At 38.0% G+C, this 20,705-nt stretch carries 18 protein-coding genes; 2 read left to right on the top strand and 16 right to left on the bottom strand.

Annotated elements, in window-relative coordinates:
* Positions 1-91: 91 nt before the first annotated feature.
* Complete coding sequence (locus IGM09_RS07385; RefSeq protein WP_010707493.1) at positions 92-967, top strand: NAD(P)H-hydrate dehydratase; 876 nt, start codon at positions 92-94, stop codon at positions 965-967.
* A gap of 97 nt (positions 968-1,064) precedes the next feature.
* On the opposite strand, the gene IGM09_RS07390 is transcribed toward IGM09_RS07385, so the two are convergent.
* The 4 genes from IGM09_RS07390 to IGM09_RS07405 form a co-directional block, all read right to left on the bottom strand.
* A complete protein-coding gene (locus tag IGM09_RS07390) occupies positions 1,065-2,705 on the bottom strand; it encodes a peptide ABC transporter substrate-binding protein (protein ID WP_010828822.1) in 1,641 nt (546 codons plus the stop codon).
* Between the two features lie 61 nt (positions 2,706-2,766).
* Positions 2,767-3,087, bottom strand: coding sequence for a cupin domain-containing protein (locus IGM09_RS07395; protein WP_016616306.1), 321 nt, complete (start codon positions 3,085-3,087; stop codon positions 2,767-2,769).
* 133 nt (positions 3,088-3,220) lie between these two features.
* Entirely contained in the window at positions 3,221-4,240 is a 1,020-nt protein-coding gene (locus IGM09_RS07400) for a branched-chain amino acid aminotransferase (protein ID WP_010713328.1), read from the bottom strand.
* Positions 4,241-4,431: 191 nt separating this feature from the next.
* Positions 4,432-4,884 (bottom strand): DUF2188 domain-containing protein, encoded by a 453-nt coding sequence (locus tag IGM09_RS07405; protein WP_002420103.1) that lies wholly within the window; start codon positions 4,882-4,884, stop codon positions 4,432-4,434.
* 178 nt (positions 4,885-5,062) lie between these two features.
* Between IGM09_RS07405 and IGM09_RS07410 the strand changes: the two genes are divergently transcribed.
* Positions 5,063-5,674, top strand: a complete 612-nt coding sequence (locus tag IGM09_RS07410; protein WP_002382413.1) for a lipoprotein — start codon at positions 5,063-5,065, stop codon at positions 5,672-5,674.
* A 46-nt stretch (positions 5,675-5,720) separates the two neighbouring features.
* Here the strand turns inward: IGM09_RS07410 and IGM09_RS07415 are convergent, their stop codons facing one another.
* The 12 genes from IGM09_RS07415 to IGM09_RS07470 form a co-directional block, all read right to left on the bottom strand.
* Entirely contained in the window at positions 5,721-6,365 is a 645-nt protein-coding gene (locus IGM09_RS07415; RefSeq protein WP_016616896.1) for a DUF998 domain-containing protein, read from the bottom strand.
* Between the two features lie 120 nt (positions 6,366-6,485).
* The gene (locus IGM09_RS07420) at positions 6,486-7,640 is read right to left on the bottom strand and encodes an AI-2E family transporter (protein ID WP_002386882.1); all 1,155 of its coding nucleotides are present in this window, start codon (positions 7,638-7,640) and stop codon (positions 6,486-6,488) included.
* Positions 7,641-7,880: 240 nt separating this feature from the next.
* A complete protein-coding gene (locus IGM09_RS07425) occupies positions 7,881-11,855 on the bottom strand; it encodes an endo-alpha-N-acetylgalactosaminidase family protein (protein WP_010713325.1) in 3,975 nt (1,324 codons plus the stop codon).
* Between the two features lie 150 nt (positions 11,856-12,005).
* The gene (locus tag IGM09_RS07430; protein WP_002365775.1) at positions 12,006-12,413 is read right to left on the bottom strand and encodes a PTS sugar transporter subunit IIA; all 408 of its coding nucleotides are present in this window, start codon (positions 12,411-12,413) and stop codon (positions 12,006-12,008) included.
* A 19-nt stretch (positions 12,414-12,432) separates the two neighbouring features.
* Positions 12,433-13,242 carry a PTS system mannose/fructose/sorbose family transporter subunit IID gene (locus IGM09_RS07435; protein WP_002357254.1) on the bottom strand — a complete coding sequence of 270 codons (810 nt, stop codon included), beginning with the start codon at positions 13,240-13,242 and terminating at the stop codon, positions 12,433-12,435.
* Positions 13,229-14,128: a PTS mannose/fructose/sorbose/N-acetylgalactosamine transporter subunit IIC gene (locus tag IGM09_RS07440; RefSeq protein ID WP_002357253.1), complete on the bottom strand. Its 900-nt coding sequence runs from the start codon at positions 14,126-14,128 to the stop codon at positions 13,229-13,231. The genes IGM09_RS07435 and IGM09_RS07440 overlap by 14 nt, the downstream gene beginning before the upstream one ends.
* Positions 14,129-14,141: 13 nt before the next feature.
* Positions 14,142-14,621: a PTS system mannose/fructose/N-acetylgalactosamine-transporter subunit IIB gene (locus IGM09_RS07445; protein ID WP_002361968.1), complete on the bottom strand. Its 480-nt coding sequence runs from the start codon at positions 14,619-14,621 to the stop codon at positions 14,142-14,144.
* The gene (locus IGM09_RS07450; RefSeq protein WP_016616898.1) at positions 14,618-16,432 is read right to left on the bottom strand and encodes a glycoside hydrolase family 35 protein; all 1,815 of its coding nucleotides are present in this window, start codon (positions 16,430-16,432) and stop codon (positions 14,618-14,620) included. The genes IGM09_RS07445 and IGM09_RS07450 overlap by 4 nt, the downstream gene beginning before the upstream one ends.
* A gap of 32 nt (positions 16,433-16,464) precedes the next feature.
* Entirely contained in the window at positions 16,465-17,406 is a 942-nt protein-coding gene (locus IGM09_RS07455; protein WP_010707483.1) for a hexose kinase, read from the bottom strand.
* Between the two features lie 15 nt (positions 17,407-17,421).
* On the bottom strand, positions 17,422-18,417 hold the full coding sequence (gene lacD, locus IGM09_RS07460) for a tagatose-bisphosphate aldolase (RefSeq protein WP_002357245.1): 996 nt from the start codon (positions 18,415-18,417) through the stop codon (positions 17,422-17,424).
* A gap of 22 nt (positions 18,418-18,439) precedes the next feature.
* Positions 18,440-19,612 (bottom strand): SIS domain-containing protein, encoded by a 1,173-nt coding sequence (agaS, locus tag IGM09_RS07465; RefSeq protein WP_010707482.1) that lies wholly within the window; start codon positions 19,610-19,612, stop codon positions 18,440-18,442.
* Positions 19,613-19,623: 11 nt separating this feature from the next.
* Positions 19,624-20,355: a GntR family transcriptional regulator gene (locus IGM09_RS07470; protein ID WP_002360115.1), complete on the bottom strand. Its 732-nt coding sequence runs from the start codon at positions 20,353-20,355 to the stop codon at positions 19,624-19,626.
* Positions 20,356-20,705 lie beyond the last annotated feature (350 nt).

Below are 20,705 nucleotides of genomic sequence, written 5' to 3' on the forward strand. Positions count from 1 at the left end.
TAGAGTAACTTTTAACATTAAATAAACTGATTTTTTCGGGGCTCTTGTAGTATACTGAGAACAAAGAAATCCCAAGAAAAGGAGTGATAGAATGCGCTATTTAAGCAAGGACATTTTAGAGGAAGTCATCACTCAACGCCCCTCTGACTCTTATAAAAGTAATTTTGGGCGTGTTGTATTAATCGGAGGAAACCGACAATATGGCGGAGCCATCATCATGAGTACCGAAGCGTGTATCAATAGTGGCGCTGGTCTCACCACTGTGATTACTGATGTTAAAAATCACGGGCCTTTACATGCAAGATGCCCAGAAGCGATGGTCGTGGGCTTTGAAGAAACAGTCCTTCTGACGAACGTCGTAGAGCAAGCGGAGGTTATTTTAATTGGTCCAGGTTTAGGCTTAGATGCTACTGCACAACAAATGTTGAAGAGGGTGCTTGCCCAACATCAAAAACAACAATGGTTAATTATCGATGGCTCAGCAATTACCCTGTTTAGCCAAGGTAATTTTTCCCTTACCTATCCTGAAAAAGTTGTTTTCACACCTCATCAAATGGAATGGCAACGTTTGAGTCACTTACCTATTGAGCAACAAACACTGGCAAATAACCAGCGCCAACAAGCAAAATTAGGCAGTACGATTGTTTTAAAAAGTCATCGCACCACAATTTTCCACGCAGGAGAACCTTTTCAAAATACAGGCGGCAACCCTGGGATGGCTACTGGTGGAACTGGGGATACCTTGGCTGGCATCATTGCTGGTTTTTTAGCTCAGTTTAAGCCGACAATTGAAACCATTGCTGGCGCCGTCTACTTACACAGTCTCATTGGTGATGATTTGGCCAAAACCGACTATGTTGTTTTACCAACGAAGATTAGTCAAGCCTTGCCGACATATATGAAAAAATATGCCCAGCCCCACACTGCACCTGATTCTGAACTATTAGAACAGAAGCGTTCGAGATAAAACCCGAAAAGGCTAAATGGTGACAAATTTTGGGTTAAAAAGCAGGATTTAAGCCTGGGCCGAAAATCAAAAGCGATTTTCAGCCCAGGCTCTCTTTTTATTTTTCCTTATAAACATTTTTTAACGTTAATGGAGCGCCAAAGGTATGAAAATTCAAGCCTTTGACTTTATCATTTTGCAGGACTGTTTGTTCATTTTGGCTAAGTGGAATCATGCCAGCAGTCGTTTCAATCACTTCTTTTTCAGCTGCAATCAGTGTCGCCCATCTTTTTTCTGGCTCTAAGGCATAGGTTGTGGCTGCTTCATCTAATAATTTGTCATAGACAGGGTTCTGATAATTGCGATCATTGCCCTTGTATAAAGTCATCAGGGTAGAAATAGGATCTTGATAGTCTGGTGTCCAGTAAATTAAGAATAAATCATAGTCACTTTCTCGCCCAAAGTTCAATGCAGCTTCGGTCGGCAATGCGGTTAGCTCTATTGTCAAACCAGGAAACAGTTCTTGTAGCGAGCCTTGCAAACTTTCACCAATTTTTTTGTAAGAACCATCATCTGTTACCATCAATTCAACGTTAACCTTTTCTCCTAATTCTGCTTGTGCTTTTTTCCAATAACTTTGCGCTTTTTCTTTGTTATAAACCATTAAATTACCTGCTTCTTGACGAAAATCGAGACCCGTTGTGGGATTCGCCACAAAGCCTTCCGTAATCGCACCATGTAAAGCTTTAGAACCATCTGCAATAATATTATTGACTAGATTTTCTTTATCTATTCCTAAAGCCAATGCTTTACGCAGGTTTTCGTTTGCAAGCGGCGTTGCTTGCCCTTTCCGTTTTTGATTTAAGCGTAAGTAGTTCATTGTCGCTGTTGGGTACGAATGATACAGCGTATTATTTTTATTCTGTTGCGCCAGTTCACCACTTAGTGTAGCCACATCTAATTGTCCATCTTCAAAAAGATTCAATGCAGTAGATGTTTCTTTGATAACCGTATAATTGATAATGTCTGAGCGCACGTTCTGGCGATCCCAATAGCGATTATTCTTTGCTAGTTGCCAGTCCATCTTTGTTTGCTGCCAATCTTTTACCACGAACGGGCCATTATAGACGACTTTATCACTAGCAGTTCCATAGTCCGCACCAAATTGTTCGACTACTTTTTGATTTTGCGGGAAAAATGTAGGAAAAGCTAACAAGGACGTAAAGTACGGTTTTGGCTCTTTGAGCGTCACTTTTAATGTATAATCATCCACAGCTGTGACACCTAGTTCATTGGGTGCTAATTTCCCAGCTGAGATTTCTGCACCATTTTGAATTGTTTCAACGATGAGGAAGCTATAAACAAAGCCGTTTTTAGGATCAATCATTTTTTTCCAAGCATATTCAAAATCATGCGCTGTGACAGGATCATCGTTACTCCAAACCGCTTCTTTTCTCAAAGAAATCGTGTAGGTTTTTCCATCTTCTGAAATCGTCGGCAATGCTTTTGCTACGGCTGGTACCAATTGGTCTTGTTCATCTAAACTATATAACCCTTCAAACGCTGCTGTTTGGACAATAGCATCTGGAAAATCCAATAATACAGAGGTGTTGAGCGTTGTTAATTCCGAGGGTGACATCAGTTGGACGGCTTCTTTGGTATTTTTCTGTTTCTTTTTATTTTCATTTTTATTGGTACACCCAGCTAAAAATCCTACCAATAAAATACAAACCATTGTGATTTTTAAATACTTTTTCATCTTCTTTCTCCTATAACTCTTCATTTTTTATGCTCTTACTTACAAAAAGACAGCTCCCCTTTTATTCTGTCCTTTCCACAAGCATCCAGACAACGACCGCTGGCTCCACCCCATCATTATAATTAATGTGACCTTCACCAGCTTCAATTAATTGGGCTTGTCCAGCTTTTCCGACTAAGTCTTGACCATCTTCTAAAATCGTATGTGCTTCGCCAGAAATCACATAAGAATATTCATCTTGTTCATGGCGAGCATATCCAGCTAAAGGCCGTTTTTCACCAGGTTGTAATGTAATAATGCCCATTTGAACTTGTGCATTTGGTTGGTTTTCTTTATCAAAAAAAATCGTCATTTCTTCTGATTCTGCTGATTTAATAAGCAATAGCTTTCCCTCCTTTTTTAAATCTTGTATCTTCCATTATTCCTTTAAATAGAATCAAAGTCAATATTTTTATAGAAAATTCTGAATATTCTACACAAAAAAAGAGAGCATGAATTCTCTCTTTTTTGTCTCTTTAAACTTTTACAATCCAGCCTTCTGGCGCTTCTTTGTCACCAAACTGTATGCCAACCAGTTCATCATATAGTTGCTTAGTCACTGGTCCAACTTCCGTTTCACTATAAAATACATGGAAATCTGTGCCGTTTTGAATCCCACCAATAGGAGAAATAATCGCCGCTGTGCCACAAGCACCCGCTTCGGAAAAGTCCGCTAATCGGTCAATGTAAACATCTCCTTCAAGCGCCGTCATCCCTAAACGTTCTTTTGCTAGCGTCAATAATGAATATTTAGTAATACTTGGTAAAATAGACGCTGATTTTGGCGTAATAAAAGTACCCTCTTTGGTTATGCCAAAGAAATTAGCTGCACCAACTTCTTCAATTTTCGTATGCGTATACGGATCTAAATAAATGCAATCACTAAATTCTTTCTCATGTGCTTCTGCACCTGGTAAAAGACTGGCTGCATAATTGCCCCCCACTTTAGCGGCCCCAGTTCCTCGGCCCGCCGCTCGATCATAGTCAGAAACGATAAAGTTGGTTGGTGCTAAACCATTTTTAAAATACGAACCAACTGGCACACAAAAAATAGAAAAAATGTATTCTTTGGCAGGTGCTACACCAATATTATCGCCGACACCAATCATATAAGGGCGAAGATACAACGTGCCACCCGTTCCATATGGCGGTAAATAAGCAAGGTTGGCTTTCACCACTTCTTGGCATGCAGAAACAAAGGTTTCTACTGGCACTTGTGGCATCAGTAGACGCGCACAACTTTTTTGTAGCCGTTTGGCATTTTCATCTGGACGAAACAAATTGACAGAACCATCTGCACATTGATACGCTTTTAATCCTTCAAAACATTGTTGGCCATAATGTAGAGCAGGCGAACCTTCACTAATCGTTAACTGATTGTTATCTGTTAGCGTGCCTTCTTCCCACTTGCCATCTCGCCAATAACTAATATAACGAAAGGGCGTTTTAATGTAAGAAAATCCTAAATTATTCCAATCAAGATTGGCTTTTTCCATTGTCGTAGCACCTCAATTATTTTGATTTTTTATCTTAATTAGTGTAATTGTACCCACCAAAAACTAGAAAAGCAAGCCTTATTCTCATTCTTAACTTTTGTTATTTTTTCTTACTTGTCCATTTCTCCCTCGCCAAAAAAACCTTGATAGCCGTTTCTTCAATTGCAACGGAATATCAAGGTTTCGAAAAATTATTCAGTATACTCTTTAGTTTCTTGTAACGTCCCATCTTGCTTATAGATTTTCAGCTTTGTTTGTTTATTCCGAGCAATTTCTTGAGCTCGTTCAACCGCCTCTTGTTTGTGGGTAAATGTATTACTTGCTTTTTCAGCGCTGTCTGAAATCACCAACCATTGGTTGTCTTTATATTTAACGTTGACAGCTGCCGTTAATAATTTTCCAGCATGTTTATCCTGTTTATGCGAATCTTGTTTCGTAGGATTTGCTTCTTGTTCGAAGGCCTTTTTGTCTGCTGCACTTGCCTCTTGATACCATTTCTCCGCTTGACTAATCGCAATTGGAATGGCACGATCATCAGGGTAGCCATCCGCAAGCAACGCATTGCCAATATCTATCGCTTTTTTCCGAATCAAAGGTGCTAAATTTTTCATTGATGTAGGATAATCATTCATATTCCAAGGCATCAAAATCTCCTCCTTAAATTCTGTCTATTACTAGCTTACTACAGAAAAGGAACATTTGAAAAAGAAATGATTACTTTGAATATTTCCTGAACATTCTTGAGAGAATAAACCTAATTTCCCGTTGGCCAAACTTCTCAATCTTTGAGTGTATGATTACTCATTTCCCTTTGAATCAGTTATGATAAAGGAAGAAATAAATAAATTTTTTGGAGGGATTTTCATGAAAATGTCTAAAGTACTCACCACTGTTTTGACGGCAACTGCTGCTCTTGTGCTGCTTAGTGCTTGTTCATCTGATAAAAAAACAGATAGTAGTTCTAGTAGCAAAGAAACAGCTAATTCAAGTACAGAAGTAGTCTCTGGTGCTTCAATTAGTGCCAAGCCTGAAGAGCTCGAAATGGCGTTAAGTGATAAAGGAAATTGGATTGTCGCAGCTACTGACAATGTCACTTTTGATAAAGAGGTAACAGTTGCTGGTACTTTCCATGATAAGGGGAAAGATTCCAACGATGTCTATCGTAAATTAGCGCTTTATTCTCAAGATGATAATAAAAAAGTAACTGCTGAATATGAAATCACTGTTCCTAAACTAATCGTTTCTTCTGAAAATTTCAACATCGTTCACGGGACTGTCAAAGGTGATATTGAGGTGAAAGCAAATGGCTTTACTTTAAATGGTACCAAAGTTAATGGCAATATTACTTTTGATAAACAAGAATACAAAGATTCTGCTGACTTAGAAAAAGATGGCGCCACTGTTACTGGTGAAGTCACCGTAGCCAATAATTAAGTTCTTACCAGACAATTTTAACTAGTAAAAAACCAATGACAAATGTTCAATCAAATTTGTCATTGGTTTTAGTTTGTAAACACAGTGCCAGCATTGGTAGATAATTACAAAATGAACTCACTCTTTGCCATAAGCCTAAATAATTAAATGGTTTTACCTGTTGTAGCTGTGGAATCCTTGCTAAGCCATATAAGCCGGCTGCAAGTATACATAAAATAAACAAAAAGCCAAAAAGTTTTTTATTTTTTTGCGAACCGTCTTTACTATAGATAATGGTTAAGACGCCTGATAACAACAAAAAGCCTGTATAACCGACTGCTGATCCTCCGTTATGAAGCGCGGTAGCAACTGTGTCAGCGCTTGAAGTGTCTACGCTGAAGAGCCCACTGAAAATACAATCAAATAAACCATAAGCGCCAATCATTGCCACTACTAACCAAGCACCTTTTTTCGTTTTTCTGGAAAAAATAGCATATATCCTAGGTAAACTTGCTAACATCAACATTCCCGCAATGATAGTTAAATGATTAAAGGTTTCCCTAACTGGACTATTCACATCACCTAATAAGCTAATTACTTCTGTCAATTGATTGTAACCTTGATCTTTGAATCCGACATAATAAGGTGTAAAAAAATCAAGTAAGACCCCTAAAACTAAAAAATAGCCGCCATATTTTTTTAAAAACTGCATTTATTCACCTCAATTTTGATTTTCTATTTACTTCAAGTATAGCATATCAAAAATTCCAAATAATGAAACTTTCTTTCTCACTAAAAAACTTTTCGTCAACGCGAGACGAAAAGTTTTACTTTAGGATTCAATAGAATCTACAATCTTATCATTTTCTTTTGATTCATTTAGCCACTCCGAGACAATAATTTTAATGATTGCAGCAACAGGAACTGCTAAAAACATCCCTAAGACGCCGAAGTACGCTCCCCCAATCGTGATTGAAACAATAATTAAAATCGGATTGACATTTAGGGCATCTCCCATAATTCGAGGACCAATAATATTACCGTCAATTTGTTGTAAAATTAATAAAACTAGTAACACCGTAATGGCTTGAGTAACACCACCTGTGAAAAGCGTAATCACACCAGCAACAATTGACGCAAAAATCGAACCAAAATAAGGAATCATATTACAAATACCTAATAAAATCCCCAAAGTCACAGCAAATTTCACATTCAAAATACTTAACAAAATCGTTGATGAAACGCCAATTATACAAGCATCAAGAAATTGGCAACTGATAAATTTATAGAAAATTTTATTCGTTGTATTTAACCAGGTTTGTGTTTGCTTGTACACTTTTTCAGACAGCAATTTGTGGGCGGCCTTTTCAACAAATGTCAAAATAGATTGCTTAAATACCAGCGCATATATTGAGATAATCAACGTTAAAAATGCATTTAAAAAGAATGAGGAAACATTTTTAGTCAACGTTCCTAATGAAAATAACGCTTGTGTCCATTGATTTAAAAAACGTTCCGGCGACAAATCTTTAAGGACACTATTTAAATATTTTTCAATCGCGGCTGTTTTTAAAATCCCTTTATCTTCTAAACTCATCACAAACTGAACCATGTGATCATAAAAAGTGGGTAAAGAGTTTGCTAAATCTACTAAATTACTAATGAGTAGCGGAACGATATAGTTTAATGTCAAGACAAAAATAAACAAAATAATCAGGTACAAAAGGAGTACACTCAAGCCGTGTTTCGCTTTTTTAACGACTGGTAAAGGAACTCTTTCTAGTAATCCCTCGATTTTTTTCTGACTTCCACTCAATAAATAAGCAATCACGAACCCAGTAATGAATGGGGATAAGATGCCTAACAAACCCGAAACACTATGGACAAAGTGCTGATAATTCGTGATTAATAAATAGCCAACAATCAGCGCCATTACAAATAAAAAGCGGACAACCCAGTAATTCCAATCAACATTGTATTTCTTCAATCACTTCACCTCTAAATAAATTATGCCTATCATTGTAATTGTAAACGATTTGTGGCAAAAGGCAAGTTTGTCCATTCGTTCTTGATGAAATACACAAAGAAGCCAAACACTTTAAAAAATGTGTCTGTTTATTCTGCAGTATAAAAATGAGGCACTAGGCCTTTCTTCTTTTCATAAAAGAAGCAATTTGGGCTACAAGTACGTTTAACTTGTAGCCCAAGTTGCTTAGATAGACTAAATTTATTTTTTCGATTCCACTGTGACCGTAAAGTTATCCATAATGAAATCTTTATCGGCACCTGTTGTAAAAATACCAAACGTAGTGTTTCCTGAAGCATCCCCAATTATTTCTGCTTCATAATGCTTGGTTTGACCATCTGCTGCTGTCGAAGTCAACTCACCGACTGGCTTAAAGTCATTGTTATTTTTCAACTCCCCATTAATGGTCCCAGCAGTAAAGACATTTTCACCATCAGTTTGATAATCAAATTGGACCGTATATTTCTTGTTCGGTTCAAATTTAATATTTTGCGGAATTGTTTGAAGCATCAAACCTGCTCCTTGTTTATGGGCTTTCAAGGACCAGTTGCCTTCTAATACATCTGAAACAAGGTTTCCATTCCAACCATATTGTGTGTAAGGTTCATTTCTTTCTGATAAATGAATCCGTGGATCTTCTACACCACCAGCTGAGCCTTTAACAAACGGATATAACCCAACTGCTTGTGTGTCTTCAAAATCTTGCTTAATAACTGTTTGTTTGTCTGGGTTCATGATATCCGTTTGACGCTCAACAATTCGTAAATCATCAAATTTTGTAACGGAATTGCCTTTATCAACCGCTAACGTCACCGAGCCTTTTTTGGCATTATCTGGGATTTCAAAATCAATTCGCATATTTTGCATATACTGCGGATTTTTCCTGCTTGTATGGTTAATATCTGCCTGAATATAGTTTTGGGCAACCGAATTATTCACTGTCCGCGTATATTTTTTACCACCAATTTTAACAGTTACTGTGGCTTTGCGATCATGTGTTTCTGTGTTTAGATACAAACTATATTTTCCTGATTTAGGAAGATTGATGTCTTGTTTGATTTCGGTTCTTTCTTTTTCTGAACTAAAGACATAATCACCGTTAGCATCTTTTTTAACCTCTCCATCACCTCGGAAAACTTTCCAGTTATTTTTCAAGGTATTGGCTTCATTAAATCCAGGATCTTTAAATGGTGTTCCTGTTCCAAATGTCATCGGTTCAATACTGTCAGGTTCAGCAATGACATACGGTGTATTAGCCTCGGCTTGGATGGTCACTTGGTTATTTGTAGTGGCAATTGTGCCTTTGTCAATACGCCCTTGATCTGTTAATTCATATAAATGTAAATTCGTTTTTCCTTGCATTTTCTTATCCAATGACCAAGTGCTGGTACCGCCTTTTGGATTCCAGTGATATAGTTTGTCTTGACCATTGACATTCCAAGGCAGTAGATACGCATCACCTTTTAGAACTTCTGTCTCATTTAACGTAATGCTTCTTGGCGAATTAGCATCTGCTTGAGTAACGGTCACTTTTTCAGCACCGTTCGCTAATTTAATCGTGCCATAGATTTGACCATCTTCTGCTGTTGTAGTTTCCCAGTTCGTAATTTGGTAATGCTGTAAGAACTTAGTTGGGACATTAATGGCAAAAGTTTTTTGGCGGTAGGTATTAAAATTGGTTTTACCCACCCAACCTTCATAGGCTTCAAATTCAGCTCCACCTAACAAAGGGTTGTCGGAAATAATCCAAGTGTCTTTTTGGTGATTCCGAATAAAACGAACGATTGTACTGTTAAAGCCTTTCGTTGTTGTACCGCCGTAATCTTTTTCTGCAGACCAATGGTTCCAAACCGAGTCATACTCTAAAGCATTCGGAAATTCATTGGTTGTAAACCAACCGAGTGAATTAATTTCTTTACTTAGTTGACGACTTGCCCAACCTGATTCGCCTTGGTTGCCCCAAACATCAACATAAATATAATCTAGATTCGGTGCTTTTTGTTTTAATTCTTTAAAGCGCTCATAGCGACGACCACTCAATGCATCGGGTCTTTGTTTAATAAAATAAGACGGATCTAACCAATCCCAGCCACGCTTCGTTGGATCAACTAATTCCTCATTAAATCCTTTTGCTTCTGGGTAAGACTCGGTGTCATTAATATGCACACCGAAAACGGCATTTAATTTATGGCCTTCATCAATTAATTGATTCAACGCTTGTTCCCCACCAGGTCGCTGACCAATAGCACCGTAATCTGGATGCGCAGAATCATGTCCTTCATTTTGATACCCTTTTAGTAAATTCATTTGTCCTAATCCATCTGTTAAATTGTAAATACGTTTTGATTCGTCTAACGTCACTAAGAATGGATTTGTCGCCTGACTAGCAAAGTTAAAAGGAATCCGTTGGTTGACTAATTCAGGGACTTTTTCCGCGCCCATTGGGTTATTCATAATTGAACGGAACCCAATTGCCGCATCTTGCCAATCCACCCGATTGTCGTCGTTGCTATCTTTTGAGAATTTAACTTTCACTTCTGGCGTTTCTCCAGTTGTGTAATCTTCCGGTGCATCAAATGGTCGATAGGTCCATGCCCCACTTGACAAGGTTGTTACAAAACCAGTCGCCGCTTCTTTTGTTTGTTTATGGATTCGATTGTTGTCACTACCATCGACAGAGCCGTCTCCATAGGCGTTCGTCCAAAAACTTGCAGCATAATTCGCTGTATTTAAGAAACCATACATATATTTTTTCGTTTCTTCTTGGCTTGTTGTAGTTAAATCTTGGATAGTATCACCATTTTTATTTCCGTTATTTGCATTTGTCCCAGTATTCATCACAACGCCAGCAAAAGTCGCCCCTTCATCTGTACTATTGACAGAAATCAAGCCTTGATTTGGAATTGAAATTGTGTGTATTTTAGTTCCTTCTTCACGAATATCTGAGAGTTTCATAGCTAATTCTTGGCCTTCGGAAACAGTCAATGTCGTTGTGAAACGCAAACCAATTTCTGGGACAGCTACATTATAAACGGCTTGATTTGCTTCACTCTTTTGTTTTTCAGCAGTTGCTTTATATGCTTTGCCATCAATCATTACTTGGTCAATTTTCTCGTGTTGGCCATTAAAAATCACTTGATTACTCTGAGGGTCTTCGTAGCGAATAATTCGTGGAAATTGTGGATCAACCACGGCTGTTAAATCTGCGGAAGAGATTTTGTCGCCTTTTTCAGCTTCATTGTCTTTAGCAACAACAATGCTGGCTTTTGCTTTGATGTTTGTATTTTCCAAAGTACCGTCGACTTCAAAAGTTCCTGGTTCTTTGTATGCATCAGGATCGATTTCATCCCAACTGACTGCTTCATTGGCTTCTTTACCAGTATTATAGGTCACTTTTACTTGTTTCGGTAATTTTGGTGCGACACCAATTTTTGTAAAAACTTTGACTGGCGCAATTTGTGTCACTTCTGGCACAATTTCTGGAATGCTATCTACGGGGCCATTTTTAAAATAGTCATAATTGACAATTTTTTTGTCGTACCACAAACGGACACCCACATGTCCGGCTTCTGTTGGAATTTTGTCTCCGTTGGCCAAAACAGGTTCTCCTTCGTAAATCAACGTGGTGTTAAGCCAGATAGTAATTTTTTCACCAACATAACGTACTTTCAACAAATAATTCGTATCTTCATTTAACGTTGGCCCAGAAATCGAATCATTCCACGAATTAGGGCTTTCAACTAACCATTTGCCATTCGCGTTGTAGCCTACAAAAACCCAGCTATCTTTGGTATTACCACGAATAATCACACCCGTTCGACCGCTTCCAGCAGTGTATTTAAACTTTGTTTCTACTTCACCATCAGCTAATTTAGGGGAATCTAAATTTAAAGATACGGCATTATTACCTGCTGCTGCATCTCGTGAAATCGCCAATGACTCTCCTGCTAATTCTCGATTTGTTTTACCAATCACATCTTGCCACTCACCAATTTTCCCTCCTGGAAAATCAGATTGCCACAATTTTTCTTCTGTTGCGGCAGGTTCCACCATTGATGAGCTTGTTTCAGTGCTGCTGTTTGTTGTTTCTTCTGCAGACGTACTTAATGGTACTAAAATCGTTGCGCTTGCCAATAGTGTCAATGTACTAAATCGTTTTATTTTTCCATGTTTCATCTGATAAATCAGCCCCCTAACATTTTTTGAACACGCTTTCATTATTAACAATTAAAGGGGCGTTCCAAAAATAAATTCTTTTATTTTTGGAACGTCCATCTCTAAATCATTCTCTTAAAAACTTTGATTACTTACGACAACAAGTCAGAATTATTCATCCTCATCATCTACTGCAACATTTAGCAGCAATTCGTTGACTTTCACAATACTTTCTGCTGATTCCTTAACATAGTCACCTTCAATCGCTAATAAATTTGCATTTACATAGCTGATAACCATCGGTAAATTCATTCCAGTATATAAGTCAAACGAAGCACCTTGCATAATTTTTTTAGATAATATATTACAAGGTGTCCCCCCTAATAGATCAGCAAAGACAACAAAATCTTCTAACGATTCCGTAATCGCTTCAAATTTTTCTAAAAAGTCAGCTTCACCTTCTTCTGGTAATAAAGCAACAGTGGAAATTGTTTCTTGCGGTCCCATAATCATCTCCGCACTTTTTTTCAATTCCTCGCAAAAACGGCCATGACTTACTAAAACTAAATGTTCACTCATCGATTTTCTCCTGTCTTACTTATTTTGAAATAACACCTAACGCAGACAATGCGACACAGACAATTAATACGATAAAAATGGCTTTAGTAGACGTCATATTCTTTTTACCTAGCATCCAATAAACGCCACCGACAATTCCTGCAGGAAGTAGACGTGGTAAAATCATATCCAAGTTATTTTGCATGTTAAGTGTTACATCCCCAATACTTGGTGCCCATGATAGTTTGACATTAACCATCGTTGCCACTAAAGCGCCAACCATGAAGACCCCTAGTAAAGTTGCAGCATCTGTTAAGGCAGTTAAGCGGTGTTGCATAGTTGTTACCAAAGAAATTCCTTCGCGATACGCAAATTCCAATTGTTTCCAACGGAAGACCATCACGGCAATTTGAGCAACAATCCAGATAAAGATACCAGTTGGGTTACCATTAATCGCCATGTTAGCAGCTAGCGCCCCAAAAATAGTTGGAATTAAAGCTGCGAAAATTGAATCCCCAATTGCTGCAAACGGTCCCATTAAACCAGTTTTCAAACCTGAAACTGTTTGTTTTCCAGCAATGCCTTCTTTTTCTTCAATGGCCAAATCGATCCCTGTAATAATCGTATTAAAGAAGTTTGAAGTATTGAAAAATTGCGTGTGTGTTTTCATCACTTCTTTTAATTCAGGCGTATCATCCCCATAAATTTTACGCAATTGTGGCAAAATCGTATACAAGTAACCTGATCCTTGCATTCTTTCGTAGTTCCAACCTAATTGGAAAGTAAACAAGCTTCTGCGATTAATTTGTTTAAAATCTTCTTTCGTCAATTTATAATTAGATTTCGTCATCTTCAATCTCTCCTTCGTCTGAATCATTCGCTGCATGTTCTTTTTTGGCTGCTGGCCCACTCGGAATCATTTGACCATTTTTGTAGCTAATTGCGGCTAAAGCGAAACCAATTAAAGCGACTGCTAACATTGGTAGTGCGTTAAATACACCACTGAAGTCTTTCACAACGCTCGCAACAGATGTTCCTAAAAGTTGCATGTTTGTAAAGATTGTTCCTAGTAAAGCAGTTACAGTGAAACCAAGAATTAAATAAGGGAAATGTTTTTTCACTGGTAAGTAACGTAGTAAAATTGCAAAACCGACCGCTGGTAAGACCGCCCCAGCAACAGACAAGCCATCACCTAACCATTTCAAATCGCCATTTAGGACAGATACAACTTTTTGTACTAAACCACCACCAAAAGCAAGTGCTAAGAAGACTGGAATCATTCGAGAAAGAGACCAAGGTAAGGCACCCATTAAGAAGTTACGTTCAATTCCTTTGTAGTTCATATCTTCGACCATTTTATCAATTCGATGTGCAAAGTAGGTATTCGCAAAACGAGCCAAAATGTCTAATTGAATCATTAAACTAGCAACTGGTACTGCAATAGCAGCGATTGCTTGTTCAGGGTTCATTCCTAAAGACACAGAAAATGCTGTGGCAAGAATCGTACCTGAGTTAGCATCAATTTTGGAGGCACCCCCGAAAGTCCCAACTCCTAATACAGTTAATTGCATACTTCCACCAATAATAAGTCCTGCTTTAATATCCCCCATCACTAATCCTGCAAAAAGACCTGCAAACACTGGCGCACTTAATGAAGAATAAATTTGTAATTCATCTAAAATTTGGTATCCTGCGTATAATGTTAATAATAAGATCTGCCACCATAAGATATTCATTTTTTGTTCCCTCCTATTTTGTTATCAAACTCATAAAGTCTTCCGCTTTGTCACTTGGCACCATTTGAGCAATCAGATGGACACCTTTAGCATTTAACTCTTTAAAAACCTCAATATCTTGATCGACCACATTGATTGACTTAGTAATCGACCGTGTTTCGTTTGTTTGAGACATGTTCCCAACATTGATTTCTTTAATCGGCACCCCAAGTTCTACTAGTTTTAATAAACGATCTGGTTTCCGTACCACAATTAGTAAACGTTGTGAGTCGTATTTTCCTGCTAAAATATTTTGAGCAGCTTTTTCAACTGGTAACACGCTTAGTTTCACGCCAGCTGGTGTTGCTAATTTCAAGCCACTTTTTTCAATGGCATTCCCTGCAACCTCATCATCAACGACCATAATTCTGGAAATATTCAATTTTGTCGCCCATAAATTTGCCACTTGTCCATGAATCAAACGTCCATCAATTCTTACGCCAATAATACTCATTGTAATCCCTCTTTCATTTCTTTATATAGTGGTTCTTTTACTAACTGAATTTCTGGTTGGTACGTTCCTTCCGTTTCAAAAATGACGATCTCATTTTGCCCTTCTTTTAATAATCCTTTGGGAATATATAAGGAAAGCGTCGGACCAACATTCCAGAAACGACCAAGATTGGTTTGGTTAACAAAAACAATTCCTTTGCCGAATTTAGAAACATCAATAAATGTATCTTTCACTTCTGCTAACTCCACATGATACTGGTAAAAGCTTGGTTGATCAGGCTGCCATTCTCTTGAATAGTCTACCTGTTCACAGCTTGTCATAGATAAACAATATTGTTGCCATTGCGTCATAAAATGTAAATCTGCCATGACACCCGTTCGAATCCCTTTTTTCTGAGTATCTGCAAATAGTTTATGCCCGTAATTGACACGACCCATATTTTCCATTAAAATATCGATTTGATTATTCTCTTGCGGCAGTGTAACGTAAATATCTTCGCCAATTTCCGTTTGATATTGCGTTGCTTGATGTACCTGATTGACAAATAATTGCAGACGATCACGACCGTCAATCACTCTTAGCTTTTCTTCTGCAGCATCTTTTTCAATGCTTGTTCGGTAAAGAAGATAGCCGGTATTTTGTCCTAATTGTTCCATGGTTTGCGGATAAACGCTGACCACTGGCTGACTAATCGTTTCTAAAGTCGCAAACAAACTCACTTTGTTGGTTAAAGGAATTGCTGTTTGCGCAAAAGAATCTTTTACTAATGGTTCAGCTTGTGGTAACGCAGGGTACTCTTCGTGAAGCATTTTTTGTAACGCAAAATACTTTTCGGTTGGGTTCCCTTGTTCATCAAGAGGCGCATCATAATCATAGGAAGTGATTTGTGGTAAATCAATGGTTCCTCGTGCGGAGCAGCCATTCATAAACCCAAAATTGGTGCCGCCATGAAACATATATAAGTTGATACTGCCTAATGCTAATGCTTCTCTAACTGATTCAGCCAATTCTTGCGGATCTCGTTTAATAATTGGCTCTTTCCAACGATTAAACCAGCCATCCCAAAATTCCATACACATTAGCGGCCATTTTTTACCATGTTCTTCAAAAAAGGCTTGCATCATACCGAAATTTTCTTTGGCTTTTGAGCCAAAATTTCCGGTTACTAAAATATCATCTTCAATCATGCTGCCTGCCCGCAATGTTGCGCGCCATGGCCCGTCAGAAGTAAAAAATGGTGCTGTCACGCCGCGTGCAATCATCAAATCGCGAATCGCCCGTAAATACGCTTTTTCTTCGCCAAATGAACCATATTCGTTTTCGATTTGAATCATTAAAATATTGCCACCGTTAGCAAGTTGATGCGGAACAATTTTTTCCATTAAAACATCATAATATTCCGCAACATGCTTCAGATAGGTTGGATTATTCGAACGCATCCGTCCTGGTTCATTTAATAGCCAGGCTGGAAAACCGCCAAACTCCCATTCTGCACAAATATAAGGAGACGGCCGCACAATCGCATATAGTCCAAGTTCTTGTGCTAATTTTAAAAAGCGCTCCAAATCTAATATTCCCTCAAAATGAAATGTTCCTTTTTGCGGTTCATGTAAATTCCATGGTACATATGTCTCAACTGTATTGAAGCCTAAAGCTTTCAAGTTATAAAGTGAATGATACCAATCTGAGGGATCTACACGAAAATAATGAATGGCACCTGATAAAATTTTAAATGGTTGACCATTTAAAAGAAACTCCTCTTTAATTTCAAATCTTTCCACATTGCCACCCTTTCTAGTAAACGCTTTCAATTACTGGATAATTGCTAAATAAAGAAAGCTCTTTATTTAGCAATTTCGACTACTTGGATGTTCATAAGATGTTTCTTCACGTTCTCTACGTCTACATGCCCAGTCATTCTTTCTTGGGCATTAGCCATTCCAGCCGCCATGCCCCATTTTAGCAGTTCGGCCGCTGGGGCATCCTTCGCTAGTCCATATGCAAGACCAGCAATGGTTGCATCTCCTGAACCAACAGGATTTTTAGCTTGAATCGTTGGAATTTTTACACGATAGAACTGATCGTGATGTTTGGCAATTGCACCATCTTTTCCTAAAGATACGACAATCCATTCAATTCCAGCAAACATTGGTTTTGTTAAAGCTGTTTGCACAGCTGCTAATGGATTTTCTGAAAAATCTTGCTCTAGTAATCCTTCTAGTTCCTCTAAGTTAGGTTTAATTAAATACGGTTTCCATGGTCCTTGAAGAACTTGTCTTAAACTATCACCAGAAGTATCTAGTAGTACTTTAACCTCTTGTGCTTGAGCTTTTTGAACTAATTCTTGATAAAAATTTGATGGTAATCCTTTCGCTAAACTGCCAGAAATTGTGACAATTTCTGCTTGCTTAATTAATTGATCGAAATTTTCAAGGAAGTTACTGATTTCTTTTGGGGAAACAGTCGGTCCAGCTTCTAAAATTTCAGTTTGATTCCCCTCGTGCAAAATCGCAATCGAATCACGTGTTTCTTCTTTGATTGATGTAAATGCTTGGGGGATGTTTGCTTTCTTTAACTCGTTTGCAATAAACGCCCCATGAAAACCACCAAGAACGCCGGTAGCGATAACATCTCCACCTAAATCATGAATAACGCGAGTGACATTTAGTCCTTTGCCACCAGGGGTTTTGGTCACCTGACTGGTCCGATTAACGGTATCAAGCTTTAGATGATCTAATAGGTAGGAGATGTCAATTGACGGATTCATTGTTACTGTTACTATCACAGCTATGCCTCCCAATTACCCTTCGTTTACTTGAACTTTCGCATGCCAAGAGCTGGCGGTTGCCGCGATGACTTCATTTAAACTTTCAATGTTTTCTCGGCCTTCTGTTTTTAACCAATCACAAGCCGCAGTTTCTCCTGCTTCAACGAAAGGTTTCACGCCATTTTTCCACGTAGCACGGCCACATAAAACACCATTAAATGTTGAACCAGCTTCTTTAGCGAAACGTAGTGTTTCTTGGAATAGCTCTGTTGAGACACCGGCACTTAAAAAGATAAATGGTAAATCAGTGGCTTGACTTTGTTCTAAGAAATAATTCGCCGCTTCCTCTTTTGTATACGCTGTTTCAGCCGGCGCAAAACCTTCTACAAAATTCATATTAACTGGAACTTCCACTTTCAATACATCTACTTTATATTGGGGTTTAGAAAATTCTTTCATCATTTCATTCACTTTATGCGGTTTAACTTTTGCATATTCTAAAGAAGTTGCATCTGCTATTTGTGCATCATAAGAAACTAATTCTAAGTAAAATGGTAGGTCTTCTTCTGCACATTCACTCCCTAAGCGTTCAATAAATACATGTTTTTGATGATTGATTTCTGGATCCTCATCCACATCATAGTAGAGTAAAAATTTAATCGCATCTGCGCCTTCTTCTTTCAAGCGTAAAACAGACCAATCTGCTAGTAAATCAGGCAATCGTCCCGGAGTTGTTGCATCATAGCCCGTTTTTTCATAAGCGAGTAACAATCCAGCCTCGGTATCGCGTGCTTTTGCAGCAGGCAATCCATATTCTGGATCCAATAAAATGGCGGACGCATAAGGTGTCAATTCTTTCGAGACTAATTCTTTAAACGTTTCAATTTGTGCATCAGTTGGCTCTACATCTAGCGCTTTGATCATTTTTTTCAAGGCACCTCGTTGATCAATGGCTAATGCGCTAATGATTCCTTCTTGGGTTGACAAACGATCCATTGCCGCTTTTTTTCCAGCTGTTAACGTAAGCATAGTTCCTCCTCCAAATGTTGTATTATTTATAGTCATAAATCGTTACACCTTTAACCACACGATTCACTGTACCTGTCGGTGAAGGGGTATCCGGTTTATTTCCAACTTTAATAGATGTTAAAAGTGCGACTGTTTGGGCTACCATGATATCTGCTAATGCTAAATAGCCATCAGGTAATAGAGCAGTTTCTGCGGAATATTCAATAGTTGAACCTGAGAAATTACGTTTGCCAGGTTGAGCAATCGCAAAAACACCCGCCGCAATTTCGTCACCGTGAACTTCTTCTAAGATATCCAAGTCATAATCTCTTGTGTATGGTGTATTATTAACAAAACCAAACATTATTGTTTTTTCATTAATAAATGATTTTGGTCCATGACGGAAGCCCATAGAAGAGTCAAAAATTGTGGCAACTTTGCCGGCTGTTAGTTCTAAAATTTTCAATTGCGCTTCTCTTGTCAAACCAGCTAAACTTCCAGAACCAACATAAACAATGCGTTCAAAATCAAGGTTAACAATTTCATTTAATTCTTCTTCACGGGATAGCACTTCTTCACCTAATTTAATTAGAGCGGTTACATAATCTTGTTTTTGCTCAAAGGCTGTTTGATCAAAGAGTAGTAATGTACCCAAGGTCATGCAAGAAAAGCTACCAGTCATCGCAAAACCACCATCATTGGAACGTGTTGGCATTAAGAATAAAAAGCTGTTTTCTTCTTTTTGGCTTATTTGTGCCAGTTGTCCTTCTTCAGCACAAGTAATCGCTAAATGATGAATTGTTTCAACCACTTGATTAGCTACTTCAACTGCCGCTAAACTTTCAGGACTATTTCCACTTCTTGCAAACGAAACTAACAATGTTGGTTCGTCTTTAATCAGATAATCTTCTGGTTTGGCCACAATATCCGTTGTCCCAATACTTTCGAATGAAAAAGCTTGTGTGTCGCCGTGTGCTCGGAGATAAGGTACAACCGTATCACCGACATATTGTGAAGTCCCTGCTCCTGTAAAAATTACTCTTGTGCGTTTTCCTTGCGCTTTGGCTTGGACTTCTTTTAAAAAGTTTTCCAAAGCTGTTTGATTTTCATAATAAAGTGTCACGGTTTCTTGCCAAAGCTCAGGTTGCTGACGAATTTCACGTGTCGTGATTTCCGCTCCTAGTTGTTCTAGTTCTTCTTTTTCTGCTGTAAACATACTTAACTCTCCTAACTATTCCGAATATGGCGTATCTGATAATGAAATTGATCTGCTCGCGCCACACTCAACGTAAATTCAATAATTTCATTTTTCATGTTATATGTCTGGCGTGCTAAATGAAGGACTGGCGCTCCTTCCGGAATCATCAATAATTTGGCATCTTCTTTTGACGCAATGCTAGCGTATAATTCTTCATCAGCTAAACGAACGGTTTGCTTAAAATCTTCCGAAAATAGATCATATAATGGCTTGCTACGTAGTAATTGATCCGTGAGTGATAAGAAAAATTTCACAGGCAAGTATGTGTCTTCAACCATTAATGGCTCGTTATCAGCAATCCGCAACCGACTTAATTTAAAAACTGCCTCTCCTAACGAAAGATTCAAATGCTGACAAATAAATTTATCCGCTTCCAATTTTTCGAAGGATAATATACGGGTATGTGGTTTTCGACCCAGCCCTTTCATTTGTTCTGTAAAACTATATGCGCCAGCTAAATCAGCGGCCTCTTTTTTTATATCTGAAACAAATGTTCCTTTGCCATGACGACGATAGATGGAACCTCTATTTTCTAGTTCTTGTAGCGCTAACCGGACCGTCGTCCGACTCACTCCATATTGTGCAGTCAATTCACGTTCAGAGGGCAACTTGTCATGAGGAATCATGCATGTTTCGATTCGTTCCTGCAGCAAATCAACAAGTTGATGATACAAAGCTTTGTTTTTAAAGGCATTTTCCATAACTTTCTCCTTTACCCTAACTGGTTATAACCACAAACCAATAGTACGGTGGTTTTTTTTATTTTGTCAATAAAAAGTATTAATAAATATCTTCATACCGCTATAACCTTGAAATGATAACGTTTACATTTTTTTATTTTTCTTTATTGTAATATTTTTTCCCTCAAGAAATCATTTTTTTATAAAAAACCATCCTTAAATATGATACCAGTTGCTGGCTTTATTTTAAATAGACAAAAAAGAGTATGAGACAAAAATCACTTTAGATTTTTGTCTCATACTCAAAATCTGAAAAACAGTTCTATCCCGACTTCTTCCTTTCTATTGTTTGGTTCTGGCAACAACTAACA

The sequence above is a fragment of the Enterococcus sp. DIV0167 genome (genome assembly GCF_050541555.1).
GTDB classification, from domain to species: Bacteria; Bacillota; Bacilli; order Lactobacillales; family Enterococcaceae; genus Enterococcus; species Enterococcus faecalis.